19 protein-coding genes are annotated in these 16277 nt (G+C 38.3%); 2 read left to right on the top strand and 17 right to left on the bottom strand.

Translation table 11 applies throughout. The features are described from left to right. Positions 1 to 216 precede the first annotated feature (216 nt). From AACZ87_RS19550 to AACZ87_RS19470, 17 genes are all read right to left on the bottom strand, one after another. Positions 217 to 1236, bottom strand: a complete 1020-nt coding sequence (locus tag AACZ87_RS19550) for a type II glyceraldehyde-3-phosphate dehydrogenase (RefSeq protein WP_339869687.1) — start codon at positions 1234 to 1236, stop codon at positions 217 to 219. A gap of 4 nt (positions 1237 to 1240) precedes the next feature. Beyond that, on the bottom strand, positions 1241 to 1798 hold the full coding sequence (locus AACZ87_RS19545; RefSeq protein WP_339869685.1) for an ion channel: 558 nt from the start codon (positions 1796 to 1798) through the stop codon (positions 1241 to 1243). Positions 1799 to 1806: 8 nt separating this feature from the next. After that, positions 1807 to 3141, bottom strand: a complete 1335-nt coding sequence (gene nhaA, locus AACZ87_RS19540) for a Na+/H+ antiporter NhaA (RefSeq protein ID WP_339869683.1) — start codon at positions 3139 to 3141, stop codon at positions 1807 to 1809. Positions 3142 to 3426: 285 nt separating this feature from the next. Beyond that, on the bottom strand, positions 3427 to 3684 hold the full coding sequence (locus AACZ87_RS19535; RefSeq protein WP_339869681.1) for a hypothetical protein: 258 nt from the start codon (positions 3682 to 3684) through the stop codon (positions 3427 to 3429). A gap of 16 nt (positions 3685 to 3700) precedes the next feature. Beyond that, positions 3701 to 4225: a hypothetical protein gene (locus AACZ87_RS19530; protein WP_339869680.1), complete on the bottom strand. Its 525-nt coding sequence runs from the start codon at positions 4223 to 4225 to the stop codon at positions 3701 to 3703. A gap of 343 nt (positions 4226 to 4568) precedes the next feature. Continuing rightward, on the bottom strand, positions 4569 to 4781 hold the full coding sequence (locus AACZ87_RS19525) for an SHOCT domain-containing protein (RefSeq protein ID WP_339869678.1): 213 nt from the start codon (positions 4779 to 4781) through the stop codon (positions 4569 to 4571). 37 nt (positions 4782 to 4818) lie between these two features. Then, positions 4819 to 6099 carry a hypothetical protein gene (locus AACZ87_RS19520; protein WP_339869677.1) on the bottom strand — a complete coding sequence of 427 codons (1281 nt, stop codon included), beginning with the start codon at positions 6097 to 6099 and terminating at the stop codon, positions 4819 to 4821. A gap of 23 nt (positions 6100 to 6122) precedes the next feature. Continuing rightward, positions 6123 to 6725, bottom strand: coding sequence for a YceI family protein (locus tag AACZ87_RS19515; RefSeq protein ID WP_339869675.1), 603 nt, complete (start codon positions 6723 to 6725; stop codon positions 6123 to 6125). A gap of 208 nt (positions 6726 to 6933) precedes the next feature. Then, positions 6934 to 7503, bottom strand: coding sequence for a hypothetical protein (locus tag AACZ87_RS19510; protein ID WP_339869674.1), 570 nt, complete (start codon positions 7501 to 7503; stop codon positions 6934 to 6936). 123 nt (positions 7504 to 7626) lie between these two features. Next, the gene (locus AACZ87_RS19505) at positions 7627 to 9009 is read right to left on the bottom strand and encodes an NAD-dependent succinate-semialdehyde dehydrogenase (protein WP_339869672.1); all 1383 of its coding nucleotides are present in this window, start codon (positions 9007 to 9009) and stop codon (positions 7627 to 7629) included. A gap of 654 nt (positions 9010 to 9663) precedes the next feature. After that, positions 9664 to 9930, bottom strand: a complete 267-nt coding sequence (locus tag AACZ87_RS19500; RefSeq protein ID WP_339869670.1) for a cytochrome c — start codon at positions 9928 to 9930, stop codon at positions 9664 to 9666. Positions 9931 to 9941: 11 nt separating this feature from the next. Beyond that, positions 9942 to 11129, bottom strand: a complete 1188-nt coding sequence (locus tag AACZ87_RS19495) for a hypothetical protein (protein ID WP_339869668.1) — start codon at positions 11127 to 11129, stop codon at positions 9942 to 9944. Positions 11130 to 11150: 21 nt separating this feature from the next. Next, positions 11151 to 11564, bottom strand: coding sequence for a cytochrome c (locus AACZ87_RS19490; RefSeq protein ID WP_339869667.1), 414 nt, complete (start codon positions 11562 to 11564; stop codon positions 11151 to 11153). Positions 11565 to 11671: 107 nt separating this feature from the next. Continuing rightward, the gene (locus tag AACZ87_RS19485) at positions 11672 to 12523 is read right to left on the bottom strand and encodes an AraC family transcriptional regulator (RefSeq protein WP_339869666.1); all 852 of its coding nucleotides are present in this window, start codon (positions 12521 to 12523) and stop codon (positions 11672 to 11674) included. Positions 12524 to 12721: 198 nt separating this feature from the next. Continuing rightward, complete coding sequence (locus AACZ87_RS19480; RefSeq protein ID WP_339869664.1) at positions 12722 to 13165, bottom strand: hypothetical protein; 444 nt, start codon at positions 13163 to 13165, stop codon at positions 12722 to 12724. A gap of 796 nt (positions 13166 to 13961) precedes the next feature. Continuing rightward, the gene (locus AACZ87_RS19475) at positions 13962 to 14201 is read right to left on the bottom strand and encodes a hypothetical protein (protein WP_339869662.1); all 240 of its coding nucleotides are present in this window, start codon (positions 14199 to 14201) and stop codon (positions 13962 to 13964) included. A 430-nt stretch (positions 14202 to 14631) separates the two neighbouring features. Further along, positions 14632 to 15102 carry a JAB domain-containing protein gene (locus tag AACZ87_RS19470; protein WP_339869660.1) on the bottom strand — a complete coding sequence of 157 codons (471 nt, stop codon included), beginning with the start codon at positions 15100 to 15102 and terminating at the stop codon, positions 14632 to 14634. Between the two features lie 321 nt (positions 15103 to 15423). Between AACZ87_RS19470 and AACZ87_RS19465 the strand changes: the two genes are divergently transcribed. Both AACZ87_RS19465 and AACZ87_RS19460 read left to right on the top strand, forming a co-directional pair. Continuing rightward, positions 15424 to 15870, top strand: coding sequence for a hypothetical protein (locus AACZ87_RS19465; RefSeq protein ID WP_339869659.1), 447 nt, complete (start codon positions 15424 to 15426; stop codon positions 15868 to 15870). Positions 15871 to 15934: 64 nt separating this feature from the next. Further along, positions 15935 to 16264, top strand: a complete 330-nt coding sequence (locus tag AACZ87_RS19460; RefSeq protein WP_339869657.1) for a DUF4134 domain-containing protein — start codon at positions 15935 to 15937, stop codon at positions 16262 to 16264. Positions 16265 to 16277: the final 13 nt, after the last annotated feature.

Genomic DNA, 16277 nt, shown 5'->3' with positions numbered 1-16277 from the left:
TAGCTGGGCATCTTCTTTTGAAGCAAAGTGTAAAACACTTGTACTGCTTTTATCTTAAACTACGAGCTACAAGGTTCAACTGAGGTTACTCAGAATTTGATACGTTTCAATTAGTTTAAAATTAACTACGTGCATTATCTAAGTAAAACTGTGCATTGTACTCCTCACCTGAGCTATTGAGGGATTCAAGGGACTAGATTTCTGAATCAAAAAGACTCATCTTACAATCCCCAGGCTTATGTTGGTTTTAAGGATTGACTTTTCTGCATTTTCTTCTATTCCAGTGAGGGCTCTAATCGCATCTATCGTTTCGGGAATGACGATCGCCTGATTGTCCACCACATATGCATAATACAGTTCATTGCCTGCTACTTTCAGCATGTCCTGCCAGAGTGCCACTTCATACATATCACCCCAAGGCCTTCCCATATCCAGATACATTTCTTTGATCGTATTGTTAGAAACCAAACCATCACTATAATTTATAAATGTGATCCGAGTTGACGTTTGAAGTACATCAATAATTTCTTTCTTGTCAGCTTTTCTGGTAAGCCTTACATTCCAGTAATGAAGGTGGCTGAGTGTTTCTGGGACTTTTACAGCCATGGTAACTACGTCCAATTCAGGATCAACACTTTGGGCATCCGGCCCCTGATGACTGGGGATATCTTTTTCTGGCACCATCGTATTCAGGATACCACCAAGGTGGCTTTCCCAAGGATCGGTCGCTCTTCGTAGCAAAGTTCCACGAGCATTTTCTAAAAGATCTGCTTTTTTAAGAGTGGTGAGCGTGCGTAGAATGGATGTAGTATTGCAGGAAACAACTCGTGTACTCTCTCGGTCTAGAGCAGAAGTATAATTATTTTCTGCGCTAAAGGAATGGCCCGTTGTCTCGTGCTTCTCACCTCCTTGCAGAATAAATTTGATTTTATGCTCTCTATATGTTTCTACATTCTGAGTTGCAATCTTTTTTGGGGTACAATCAACGACAAGATCAGCTATATCTAAAAGGTCAGCCATGATGCCTGCCAAGGGAACCCCTGCCTGCGCCATGCTAACTTTTGCCTCATCAGTAGCAGCATAAACGGGATACCCTTTACTTACCGCAGTTTGTATCCGCCAGTCGCTGATCACATCACAAACTCCGGCTAATTCCATATCATCTTGCAGAGCGATTGCATCAGTCACTCTTTTGCCGATTACGCCATATCCGATAAGTGCTATTTTCTTTTTCATGATATTATTGGTTTTTAATTGAGGTATGAATATTATTTATATTCGATAATCCGAATACGACCAGCACAAAACTCTGCCCGATTTCCATAATCACCAAGAGTTTGGCAGGAGTAGTTAATGGAACTATGTCACCATAGCCAATTGCGGCAAAGGTGACTACACTGAAGTAAAAGAACTCGAACAAAACACTTAGATAACCGAGGCTACCAGATGTTTTCAAGCCGTTAAAAGACGCGGTGTTGGCAGCAGCAATGCAGTTAAAATCTGCGGCATAAGAGAATATGATAAGGAATACCAGTAAACCAAAAACCCAGAGCAGTTGCCTAAAGGAATGACATTGTTTGATGGATTTATTTACCTGCCTGAAGGTGAAAAATGTAAAGTATATGGTTTTAATTAGTGCAAATAAAACCACCAAGTAGGGTACCCAGACAAGATCATGTTCAACGAACTGCATAAGATATATATAAATGAATGTCACTACAGCCACCAATACCACTGAAGAACTTATCTGTTTAAGTAATTGCTTTAAAAAGAATCCGGTTTGAGTTTTGAATGTCATGGCTATACTTATTGACTATTGTCTGTATGAGTACTACTTGAATGTATTTTGTTACTGGAAGACCAAAGTATTAGCCCCCCAACTACTCCTGCTAATAAAGAAGTAAATAGGATACTGAGCTTTGCAATGAATACATACTCTTCACTTGCAAATGCGAGTTCCGTGATAAATAATGACATAGTAAAACCTATGCCGGCAATAGTAGCTACTCCACATAGGTGCATCCATGACACTCCTTCTTGTAACTCTGCTATTTTCAGCTTGACGAGAAGCCAGCTAGCGCCCATGATACCCGTAAATTTCCCAACTAACAACCCAAAACCGATACCGAGGCTCACTGGGTGACTTATAATTTCAATAAAATCGCCATGAATGTGAATTCCTGTATTGACAAGGGCAAATAATGGTAGGATAAAAAATCCTACTATGGGTGCCAGCTGATGCTCTATTTTTTGCAGTGGTGTTTCTGCGTCATTCGTTTTTTGTTTGATCTCTTCCAGAATGTTCAGTTGTTTTTCAGAGATGAAACTTCCTTGGATGGACTCTGTCTCTAAAAACTGCAAGTGAAGTTTTTGCAGGTTCATAAGATAATCTTCTTCCTTGATTTTGACCTTGCCGGGTATGGCAAATGCGGTAAGTATGCCTGCAATAGTAGGATGTACACCTGAAAAGAAAAATGCCAGCCATACACCGCCTATACCGACAAGTGCGTAGAACCAGGCTTTGCGAATTCCAATATAACTACCCCCCACCAATACAAAAAAGAACAGCACACCATGGAGCAAGTCCATATAAGAAATGCCTGTAGTGTAGAAGATAGCTATAACCAGTACTGCACCCAAATCATCGACTATCGCCAGTGCTATCAAAAATACTTTGAGTCCCACCGGTATCCGATTTCCAAACAAAGCAAGTACTCCTATGGCAAAGGCGATATCAGTAGCCATTGGAATACCCCAACCTTGCTCGGTAGCAGAGTTGAAGTTAAAAATAAGATAAATGACGGCCGGCACTACCATACCCCCGATTGCCGCTCCAATGGGTAAAATGGCTTTCTTGAATGAAGAGAGTTTCCCCCCTATAATCTCCCTTTTTAATTCCAGACCCACTTGCAAAAAGAAGATTGCCATTAGTCCATCATTAATCCAAAGTAATACAGATTCTGACATGGAAAATTCACCAATCCCGAGCGAGATTTCAGAGTGTATAAAGCTTTGATACAATCCTTTCCAGGGCGAGTTGGCCCATAGCATGGCTACTACCACTGCAAGAAAAATAGCTATTCCTGATGCAGATTGATTTCTAAAAAGATTATTCAGTGTCTTACTAATTCTTGTTGTCATAGCTATCTATTTAAACTATGTATATGTAAATCGGACAGATAATTTTATCGCAGATTTTCCCCTTTCTTGGTGTTGAAATAGACTACTCTGGACATGTCAAAAAGTAACAGAAGATGCGAAAATTCAGGAACAAATAATGGTTCGGTAAGGTCGAAAACCATGGCGAAAAGGTTTATCCCAAGAACCTATTTTCTATATTATTTTCTAAAGACAAAGATCAATTGGGGAAAAAATGCAGGAATCCTGAGCTAGGCATTATAGAATAATTACTATTATACTAGTTTCTTAAATTTTCTCATCTGTTACGTTTCTATATTTTTTTATAGCAATTACAAATTTATAAACAGCTGGGATAAGCAAGATGAAAGCAAGAATATGATAATAGCTTTCTTTTACACCATCAAAATAAATGAGCATCTCTATTAACAAAGAGAGAAAAAGCCACATAATTCCATAGCCAAATTCACCCTTTACTATATTCTTCTTGGCTTTTAGTTCATAATTTACTTTCATAGTATTATTTTCTAATTCAAAACTATTCATGTTCCAAAGCTGCTACTTATAATTTTAAGATTTTTTTACTTAGCACAAAAACGACCCAGGGTAAAATAGTAAACTGCAGAACCGGAGAAAGACCCACTTCAACAATTGGAATCAGCGGCATGGCATCCGCATACGACCAATCACCTCTTGATGTATGCCACATCTCTGCCAAAATAGCCCCTACTCCACCAATTAACATCAGTACTAAACTTCTATTGAATCTTACAGGTGCAATCCAAAACACAGTTTTATATATAAGTCCAAATGCAAAGAGCAGAATCAAAACCATAAACATATCTGCTACAGAGGCCAGCGCACAAAAAGCAATATGTCCAAAATCATACTGGAATCCTTCGTATAACACACCGTGCGCTTCTTCCCATATTAGGTTCAGAACAAATCCTAAAATAGCTATAGTAACTACAAATTGCTTATACTTCCACTTGTCTATTTCCTTTTTAAGAAAATAAAGGTAAAGCGTAATTATCAAGGTTAAAGCAATAATAGGCAAAACAAAAATACCAAGACTTAGTTTCTCCATTAGGGTAGATTTTCAATTGATGTTTACATAGTATTACGCATTTACATCTTCTTTTCTTGTTTTCAAAAACCACTTTTCTTTTAATTAAATCAAAAGAAGAGCAATAGTCGCTACTGCATTTAGTAACAAATCAGTCCATCCATTTATCCATAAAAAAGCCTACAGAGCAACAACATTCAGTACCTCTGCAGTCAAGAGTATAAAACCTTTTACTTCGAGTCATTTACGTAATTTTCTGTAAACTCCTCATTAAATGGTATTGTCCATAATGAGCTATTGAAATGGCAATATCTGAGGCCCGATCAGCAGTCTCAGAAAAATCAGGTGGTTACTGATATGTTTTTCATCTTTTTAGATCTTCTCTAATGCTGTTGTATTCCTCCTTACTTATTTCCCCCGTTGCATATCTTTTTTTCAAAATATCAAATGGCGTTTCATTTTTTGTTTTCTGACCCGGAATATCCCACGGTGTAGCAAAAATCCAAATCAAAATTATAACCCATATCGCCCACCAAATAATGTGCATACCCCAATAGTTTCCTTCTAACCAATGCATAGTATCTTCGTTTATATATAATTAATTTCATTCACTCTCAAAAGCTAATTACTGCCTCGATGTTAATGCCATTGAATTCTGCTCCAGCGAATCTTCCTGTCCAGGCTGTACCCATATATTCTTGATTTACATATTCTAGTTTGGCTAAGATATTTTTTGAAATAAACCATCCGCCTCCAACATTCATTCTTTTGATTTCAAGATCACTTGTTGCGCTCTCGCGCGCCTTGCCTTTTACCGAATTATATCTTCCCGCTAAGTAAAATTTTTCATCGGTACCAAATCGGTAAACAAACTCCGCTGCCACCTGTGTAAAGGCCCCCTCTTTATCCACTATAGGCTGAGTAAAGGTATTACTTCCACTTGCTCGCTCATAAATACCAAAGAATTCAAGTCCCTTATATTTTATAAAGGGGTTTATTTGTAGCGCTGTAAGTTTTGTAAAGCGTGCATTGAAACGACCATCAAAACTACCACCCTGCGAATTTCCCTGTGAATCTGGCTGGGTATGTAACACACTATAATAGCGGCTGCCTGCTCGATCTCCACCATATAGCCAAGTTCCGGTAGTAGTGCCTTTATTTAAATAGAAAGATCCAGTTAAACGAAATCTTAGATCATTCTTAAGTTGTTTGTCAAATCCCAACTTTCCGTAAAGAGACGGTTTATTATCAGATGAATTTGTGACCACTACATTCTGATTAAGTTTACCATTTGAAGCGCCAATTACGAATAGTAGTCCACTCTTTTGAATAGTGACCTCCCCAAATGCTTCCGTTGAAAAGGAATCCATAATATAGTTTCCTATAAAGGGATTAAAAATTGCCCTGGCATTATCAGATCTTCTGAAGTGAGCATCGCCATAATTAAATTCATCCAACCCAATTGTTAAGGTAGTATACCTCATGATTCCCTCAAGAAATCCCTTTCGAACAAAATCGAGTTTATCAATTTGAATATGCCCTCCCTTTATCCAAGTTTCGTTATGGTTTCTGGAAGATAGATACGTACGCAAATGCATACGTAAACCATCTAAGAGTTGAACGTCAAGATTGAGATTTGCAGACGGAAGATTAAAATTAGTGCCCAACTCGACCAGATTATCAGCAGTATTGCTTTGGTTAAGGCCTTGAAACTGCATAGCAAAATCCCCCCCGATACGTACTTTGATACCATCAAAAATTACCGTGTCTGTTTTACTCGTTTCAAATACATTCAAGCCAAGTTTACTATTTGGTCTGAAGAATTGTAGCTCAGGTTGTTGCGCATTTGCCAGAAAAGAAGCAAAGAAGCAAAGAAAGAGTAGTTTTATTTTCATGATCTTATATTTAATACTATATGTTAATTTTTATACACCATGATAAAATCCAGTGTGACGGCATCGCCTGTTTTCATCGCGCCAAACAAAAAGGATGGTGGCTCTACCTCATAATCAGACATCTTCAACGATTCAGTTCCTGTGCAAGTAATCGTAGCATCATTATTCACCACGCAATAAACATTCATGGCAACCTCTCTGGTAGTTTCGGAAATAGTAAGATTACCGGTAGTTTTGATTAGAAATTTATGATCTTTCTCTGCTGACACTTTAGCTGATGAAAGCGTATACATAATGCTTTTATGTTTGTCCGTTTTTAAAGCTTCATACGCATTTTTATCCAATCCCTTTTTGTCACTTTTCAGATTGGTAACCGGCAAGGAAAAGGTTAAGGAACTAAGTCCTACTAAGGTTTGATTATCGTCTTTCTTAAAATCAAACTGAGCTTTTCCGGAGAAAGTCTGGGCATTCATTTCCCAATCGTGTAAACTCGATGTTCCTGACAATTTCATGTCATTGGATTTTGAGTCGCTAATTACATAGGTTGATTGTGCCACTGCAACCTGGCCAAGGCCAAAAAGACAATACACAATCAGTATAATGCCATGCTTATAGTTATTTTTCATAGTTGATTTTAGGGTTTGACTAAATGCTTACTTTCCTCTAAGTAATCATCTTCTTCCGCGAGACCTGAAGAACAATCCTACTAAAATAATTACTACAACTAGGATCAATACCCACCAGCCAAAGTGCATTCCCATATATCCATAATCTCCATTGTACATCATAGCTATTGATATTTTATTTAATGAAATTATTATTGATGGTATCAGTTTAATTGTGATCCATTTCCTTCACCTTCATACCCTTATCTTTCTCTTTCATCTTCTGCATCATCTTTGCTTTCATTTCAGGATTCTCCATCATTTTTTCCATCATCTCTTCCATCATCGCAGGGTTTTCTTTCATTTTTTCCATCATTTCCCTTTGCATCTCTTTGTTTTCATGCATTTTGTGCATCAGCATCTTTCTTCCTTCGGAACTTCCAGACATTTTATCGAGCATCATCGTCTGCATTTTTTCTTTCATTTCAGGATTCTCCATCATTTTCTGCATATGCGATTCCATCTTCTGTTTCATTTCAGGATTCTCCATCATTGTTTTCATCTTTCCAGATTCCATCATTTGCATATGGTTCTGCATCATTATCTTTTGTGCACCTTCATTCTGTTGTGCCAAATCGATAAATTCGCTGAATTGGCTCTGGTTAGAAATGATCTCTTGATAAAGCGCATTTCTGTTTTCCAGATTTTCCATCGTTTCGTAAGCATTAAAGGTGGATTTACAGCTCATTAATGAGCCAATCACACTAAAAACAAGTAATGTTTTTACTATAGTTTTCATGTTACTTTGATTTAGATTTAATAATTTTTGTTGCCAGTTTTAATTCATCAATGATTGCTATTTTATAGTATGATTATCCGCATCCGATAGCTATCGGATGATGACAGTACTATTATTATACAATTAAAACGGATCATTGAGCCCACTTACACGAATCAATTTCTTATTAACAAACTCCTGAATCCCCAACTCAGATAATTCACGACCAAAGCCTGAACGTTTTGTTCCACCAAAAGGAAGATCGGCTTGTGTCCAGGTGGGATGGTTAATAAATACCATTCCGGTATCAATCTGATCGGCTATCCTTTTACCGCGTTCGATGTCTTGAGTAAATACAGATGCGCCCAAACCAAAATCAGAATCATTCGCCAGATCTATGGCGGCCTGTTCGTCTTTCACCACATAGAAGGATGCAACCGGGCCAAACAATTCTTCATGATAAGCAGCAATGCCAGGTTTTAAATCGGTAAGTATGGTAGGTTCCATAAAGGCCCCCTTCCGGTCGGCTCGTTTACCACCCAAAAGAATTTTCGCACCTTCATCTACAGATCGTTTGACCTGATCGGCTAAATGAACGGCAGCTTCTTCGCTACTTAAAGGGCCTAATTCTGTTTCGGGATCCATCGGATCACCTACTTTCATTTTTGATAACTTGTCCTTAAACTTTTGAATAAATTCATCAGCTATTGCTTCCACTGCAATAAAGCGCTTGGAGGCGACACAACATTGACCGTTGTTATTCATCCTGCCTACCACTGCCCACTCTACCGTTTTTTCCATGTCGGCATCTTCCAGAATAATGAACACATCATTACCGCCAAGCTCCAGAACAACTTTTTTCAAATGTTTTCCGGCTTCCATGGCAATACTTGCACCTGCTTCTTCACTTCCTGTCAGGGAGACACCTTTTATTCTTTTATCAGAAACCAATGCTGATGCACGTTTTCCGGAGATGAATAGATTAGTATATAATCCTTCAGGAGCGCTTGCCTCTTCGAAGAGTTCTTCGATAGCAGCTGCACATTGTGGGACGATAGAGGCATGCTTAAGCAATATCATATTGCCCACCATAATATTTGGAGCTGCAAAGCGAGCTACTTGGTAGTAAGGAAAATTCCAGGGCATTACACCCAGCAATACACCAATGGGACTATTTCGAATTATTGCTTCACCATACTCAGGATCGAGCACTTTATCTGCTAAGAATTCTTCACCATGATCTGCGTAGTAATCTAGTATATCTGCGCTCAAGTCTATTTCTCCCTCAGCCTGAGCAAGGAGTTTACCCATCTCTAAGGTGATGGTTTTGGCAAGTGCTGATTTTTTGACGCGCATTAGCGTAGCTACTTTATGCAGCAGATCGGCTCGCTGTTGGTAGCTGGTTTCTTTCCAATCGGTAAAAGCTACATGCGCTTTAGCTATCTTGGCTTCCACTTCCTTCTCTGTCATTTCTTCGAATGACTTCAGCACCTTATTTGTATTAGGATTGATTGTTTGGATGGACATTTTGTTGAAATTTTAAATGTATAGTAGTAAAGGATATTCCTTTATTACTTTGCAAGCTTTGCTAAAAACATGCTTCAGTTTCATAGTATTAACTAAGTAATCTTTTAGGGAAATACTACCAATATATAGACATTGCCAATTTTCCTTGTTACATAAATATTTGTAATAGTTACATAAGTCACACACCTCTCCTTTCTAAAAATAAAACTATTTAATTAATACTGTTTATAGATACTCTAAGATGTAGTAAAAACTGAAACATTGAATAGCAGTTAAACTATCCTCTAAATGATGTATAGCCCTGTATAAAACCTCTTTTGAATTTTTATAAATGATTTTATTAAATCTTTTCTCATTTAATACTATTCAAAAGTAACTGTTTATTTAGCTCTTTATTTTTTAAATTTTATCTTTATTGTATGATATTCCGCTATTCAAACTTATCGTTTAGTAAACGCCGGATTTCTACATATTTCTATTAGAATTCCTTTGAGATCGGTATCTACCAACGGTCCACCTTTAATACAAATCGGGTTATAAAATCTCATATAACCAGCAGTTAACAATATTGATATAAGATGTCCGTTTCCCCTGAGAAAAATACTTAGAGATTTAGCTATCAATGAAGCATCAGAAGATTTCGCAAAAGTCTAATCAGTTGGCTGACTTCAAAAATTCAACAATCTTTTCAGCCTCTTCACGGGTGAGTTGTGCCCGAAACTCCATGTGTTTGACGGCCACATCCCACTGTACATCACTAAATGTTGACGGTGAAGCTGTGTTATGACATCTTACACAGGATTCACCCCATAGTTGAGCCCCGCTTTTTTCGATAACGTATTGAGGAGTAGCGCATCGCACCTGAAGTATGACCAATGCGATAAACAATCCCGTTGTGATATAAAGCATTCTATTTTTCATAATATTATATTTTAAAAGCCTAGGGTCCATTGTAAAAAGAATACGCCTGCATCGATTTTACCTGCTTCCTGATTATCTATTTTGTCTTTTTGGTAAGCAAATTTTATAGCCGTTCTCCAGTCAATCCAGTAGTTTAGTCCAAGTGTCAATTGTCTATTTTCAGTCGCCCATGGAGCCTCATTAGGAGTACTAAGTGTAGAATAACGACCTACTAGCTCCAGACTACTAATCAACGCATTTGCCGACATGGCAGGTCTATACGCTAACTGAAAAAATGTTGATTTTGAGGAGTTGTCAAAATTGAATTCCTCTATAACGCCACCTTCATCTATCACATAGGTTTGATCCTCTATATTGATGAAATTAAGCTGACCCTTAACATCAATTATACCTTTGAGAAAACTGATACTTTTAACATAAGTCCAATCAAATGCATAAAGAAATGCCGATACATCTTCAAATTCTGAATCACGGTTGCCAAGTTTACCGCTTTGGGCCGAAAACCCCAATTCAAGCGACTGGTCCTTGAATGGAAACAAGCCAAACCTACCTCCAACCGCTTTGTTGTTATTATTGTCTACTCCACCTTTATTAACGAGCATGCCCACTTCCTCAGCCTCGTGTTCACCAGTATTAATGGTCGGCCCGTTTAGCACGTAAATAGAATAATTAGCTTTCATGTTCCCTAGATATATTCCACTTCTCAACTCTATGCCAAGGTCACTGGTAGGAATAATACCATCATGACCATAGCCCATTGGAAGTGTAGGTAGTCTGTTGATCCAGGAAGGGTGAAGACGGTCGAAAAAGATACCGAATGGAACCAAAATTTTGCCCATTCTCAAAGTGGCCTTGCTACCCAGCTGATAATACATATTTGCATATTCAAGGGCAACTTTTACCTCTCCATCTTCTACCTCAAATTCCAGCTCCCCTTCAAAAAGCAACTTATCGGATTGCTTATAAATAAACACTGGCACCAAACGTGCATTTCCAAATGAAGTTTCTTCTTTATTGGAGAAAAACGTAGCATCGGCATATCCTCGTAAAAGAAAGCGACTTTGACCAGGTCGGTAGCTGTCTAGTTTTTGATTTATTGATTCAATCTGATCTGAAACATTTTCTTGGGCATGAGCAGTACTAATGCCCCACCATGATAGCTGTATTATAACAAAGGGGAGGAGTAGATGTGATCTCATAGCTTAAAAATTTTTATTAATTTATTTTTTTAGTTTCCTGATGTAATTGACTAATTGCCAACGTTGCTCTTCGCTCAGGGCAGTTTTATATGAAGCCATTGGTGCCCTTCCCTCAGTTAGTTTCCAATAAATCGCCCCATCTGTCTGTTCTTGTACTTGAGTAGAAATAAGGTTTGTAGGACGGGGATTCAGGTTCACTCCTGCTGCACCGTCTCCTTTTCCTTTATTTCCATGACATATTACACACATACTAGTGTACAATTTTTGACCTGCTAAGGCAGTTTCCGAGTTTTCTTTGATAGGATTCTTTAATGCATCTGCTTCTTTTGGGGCCTTCCAATCTCCTTTCTGTTGAATAGGTATAGTGGCAATTAAAAGAAAAGAAAACCCTATTAAGATCGATATTTTCAAATAGTTAGATTTAGTGCGGTTCATAGTATCTATTATTAAACTTTATTAAAAATAAGTGTATTTAGCACTGTTATTTTTTGATATTATGTCTTTTATGTATGAAATTTCACCCATCACCTTAAACTGAATATTTAACTATACTTCTTATCCAGTTTGATCGAAAGCTTCTCAAATAATTCGTTATTTTTCATGTTGCTGATATCAATAAGGAGACCTCTTAACCCATCTTTTGTCTCTATACTATATAGGGTTGATTCACCAGCTGCATCTTTGCTCTCATGAAACCTGTATACCTCTGACATATTCAGGTCGTCAATTGGGTAGCTTACGCAGAGATCTTTACATTCCAGACAATCATTTTTCTTGTTAAAATTATAGGAGTAGCCTTTTTCTCTGAAATTGTCAATTGCTTCAGATAAATTTTTGTAATAAACGTTCTCATTTCGCATCTCTTCTTTATAATCAGATACTGAAATGCCGGTAACTCGTTTAAACTGACTTGATAGGTAATGTACCGAACTGTACCTTAGTGTGATAGCAATCTCACTTAGATTGAGCTCGTCATACTTCAGGAGTTCTTTTACCCGATCTACTCTTTTGTTTATGTAGTAGGTCTCTACGGTAATTCCTTGGCTTTTGGAAAAGTGTTTGCTGATAAAGTTGTAGTTTTTACCTATTTCGTGGGCTAGAAAATCGGAAAACTTAATCTCTTGGGAGGAACTTTCCAACTTTTCTAAGTACTGTTGGACACAAAGTTTTATTTCTTCCATAAATATCTGCTCTTTGTCTTCGAGCATCTCAAGCCCATAAGAACTTAACCTTTGAGCAATTATATTCTTGGTTAAGGATTCAGGGGCATGCATAGTCACATGGCCAAGCCGAATGGTAGACACGAATGCTCCCAATGACTGTAATTCATTCCGAACTACCAGAATACAACTCTGGCAAACCATATTTTTGATATTTAAATTAATAGTTTTCATCTGCTGAAAAGTTTAATTTTTCTGATACTGAATCATTTCAGTCTTGCGAAGGAGATACTTGCCGATCAAAACTTACTGACCAAGAGTAACTCCCCTCAGAAAAATGAGATTAATAAAATCGAGAAAAAGGGGGAATAAGGCTGAATAGCTTGCAGTCTTAAAAAAAGCAAATAGAAATATCAGCCTAACAGATGAAATCTAAATCAGGAAAGATTGTATGAAAATGCGAATATGGAAGCCACTTACGGGTGGTGGCAGATTTGCATATAAAAATGGGAGTACTTTTTGATGGAAGATTTCTGCTTGAAAGTCTAGAGCAAATACTTGATACAATAATTGAAATACGGGTGTTTCTAGAGGAATTTGTTTTAGTTCATATTTAACCAATGATGCATAGAGATTAGATACAATTTCGTCACAGCATTCTTCTTCATCATTTTCTTGATGGTTGTTTGTGTCATCGTGGTGGTGATCCGAGATTGCATCCTCATCATGACCCTGTCCTTCATTTTGATGATGGTCAGCATTTTCTATAATTGCTGTGGAATTCCCCCAGGAAACTACACCCAAATCACAAAGAGCATCGCACACGAATACACTTATAAACCCTGTCAGGAACAGGATTACAATGCATTGTTTCATGTTATACAATTTTGTATTCATGGCCAAGAGGCGTGATATTTATTTTACAAAGGTCTAGGAAATTAGCTGTAAAGTAAATGTCTGAAATTAGTAGGAAACATGACATAAGTCATTGTTTTGATTTAATCTATAACCGCATCATTGGGTGTCTTTCTTCGGGTTCAAGATATTTTTCTTGTAACCCTACCACTCCAATCTCTCCATGACCTAAGGTGGTACCTAGTTTCATGAAAGGGGATTTCCCATGAAGTATACCTATATCTGTTCCACAGATTGTGGCCTTTATGATTTTAACGGGCGCGTCGGATGGTTATTCACTGTTTTGCTTTGAAATGTCTTTAATGCTATCTTATTTAGCCAGCCCTAAGATAGCCTTTCATGGTAACTTTATTTTTAGAAGAAGAGCGCTTAATAGATTTTTATTGATTGGGACAGCTGTAGATGACATATATATTTACGTTTATAGAAAGCTGAACAATGATATATATAAATATGATTTTTTTAATTGTTGTAAACATTACACATTTTTAAAGGAGAGTTACATATTTCACACATTTTTCTCACCTCTGTTAGTGTTTCTCCACGGAAGAAATGCAAGCAGCTAGCCTTCACAATAACAAAAGGAGTTTAATACCTTTCAATTTTTCAGCTTGCAGGCGGCGTACTGGTTTCCCATTATACTTTATTTGGCAAAAGCAAGTTGTTGGACGGTAGGGTAAAATGTGTGCAATGTTTCTATGAATGTAGAAGGCCAAAACCACATCTTTCCCAAGTAAGCACGTTGGGGTGAGGAGCTTTATTCTACTCCTGTGAAAATACTTTTTCTGCCACAGACCATTTTTCTAACCGAATTATCTCTCACTCCCTTTACCTTAGCAACTAACAGTAACAGTTCGATTTCCACGTCACACTTGGATTTTTCACTGCAAGTATTCATACGTGTCCAATTCCTGCCGGTGACCAAACAGATAGTCTTTACTACCGTTGGTTTGAAGCGCCAGAGCCATCTCCTCTTCACTTTAATGGTATTTGTCATGTTTGAAAGAGACCAGATTGTCGGGATAGGTCTCACCCACACACAGGCCTGACAATCAAGTTAGATTCCTTTTCCATAAAACATTGTCGATAAGACATCTTAGGAGATGTGCTTTGGGTAAAAAAATATTCTGAACGGGGTAACCATAGCATCGGTACCACCACTGATGTCATCGCAAGCATCCCATCCTGAATTGTGCGCGTGCTTGCTGGTGATTCCTAGAGCGACAATTTATACAACGGCCTTGCATAAATTCTTGAAATTAGCAAAAGGATATCAGCTAGGCTAGTCCCATTAGCTTACTAAGTCAACTTATCAAAGTATAAGGAATTGCGGATAATCAGTATAATCTTTTCTGATTCGCCTAATACAAAGGTAATTGTGGGCATTGAAAAATATTCTTTTCTTAAATGTTCAAACAAAAAGAGCCCTAAAGCTCCCCTTCATCCGCAAAGGAATAATATCCTTCTGTAGTCATGATCACATGATCCAGCACTGGAATATCCAAAATATTACCTGCTTGCTTGATCCGTTGAGTTAATCTTTTATCCTGTTCTGAAGGCATTAGATTCCCACTCGGATGGTTATGAGCTAGGATTACGGAGCTAGAATTAGATTTAATTGCAGCTGCATAGACCAGTTTCACATCCACTACCGTTCCTGCTGTACCTCCTGAACTGATGGTTACAATTCCAAGAACTCTATTGGCTCGGGACAAGAGCATTACCTTAAAATCTTCCACAAACTCAATTCGTTCCTTATCCCAAGCTTGAGCAAACACTTCATACACTTGTCTGGAGGTTTCAACTTTAGGACGCAAGGAGTTTTTCACGTTAGCACTGTAGCTTAGCTTGATTTCAGCTACTTTAAATAGATCATTTTTTCTTTCGAGCGTATCCATAATTTCTTTTCGTTTTGGTGAACAATGAATTAGGACAGCCACACAGGTCTTGGGGGAGATAAGGCCATGAGGAAAAGGAATAAAAAATGAGCCGCAGGCGAATGGCTTTATGCCGGAAGCTCATGGACGCATCGCACCCAGGGACTAACTTTGGAAGAATTCAGGGACAAAAAAACTACAGCTCATAACCAATTATCTATAAAATATTTTTCAAAACTTTTTTTGGTAGCTACCACAACAGTGTAAAAAACAGGGATTTACCATCCCCACATTTGCTTCTGTCAGCGGGAAACAAACCCGCTTCAACAAAACAGAAATCCCATGTTGGAAGCAATTACCTGGAACACATACTTCAGCACCTTGGCAGTAAGCATGGCAGCTTACTACATCATTATCATAGTATCATACTATCCAAAAGAATTTCGCAGCCTACTTTCCGGAAGGATAAATAAGATCAGTCAGCCCCATCAGCAGGAAGAGGAGCAGGACCGCAGGAGGACTGATGAAAAGCCTACTGATCATTTTGAAGAGTTGGAAGCAACCGTTGCGGAATTAAACGGCATCCTCGGCAAGGCGGGGCAAAACAGGACAAGCAAGGAAACATTGCTCTTACAGCTGATCCAGACGCTGTCAAACCACACCGGGCTTCGGGAGCCCGCCTACCGGGTTGCCGTTATCAATTTCATTTTGGAAAACACTGAGAAGTATTGCAGGATCAACTTCAACGAAACAGAAATCGAAGAAGCCTGGGCAGCTCAATCTCCCTAATCCAAATCGCTACTAACTCTCCCAAAATCTCAAAAATACCCAACGATCACTAAATGCTAATCCAATGAAAAAGAACCACCAACCCCTTACTCCAGCCCAATCGAAAGGTATTTTATCCATCCTTTTCCTTGGCTTATCAACCCTTTCAGCAAAAGCCCAAGACGGACTTGCAGGAATCGAAGAAGCCAACCGTCAGGTGCGCAGCTACTTTGATGCAGGCACCAGTTTGATGTATGCTATCGGTGCCATTCTCGGATTGATCGGCGCGGTAAAAGTCTATCAAAAATGGAATGCAGGTGACCCAGATACCGGAAAAGTTGCCGCTGCCTGGTTTGGAAGCTGTGTCTTTCTAGTCGTAGTCGCCACAGTTATCAAATCCTTCTTTGGAGTTTAACTAAAACACATCA

Origin of the sequence: uncultured Algoriphagus sp. (assembly GCF_963974365.1) — a bacterium.
Classification (GTDB): domain Bacteria; phylum Bacteroidota; class Bacteroidia; order Cytophagales; family Cyclobacteriaceae; genus Algoriphagus.
The sequence above is the reverse complement of the archived record's forward strand: the minus strand, read 5'-3'. Positions and strand labels throughout refer to the sequence as shown.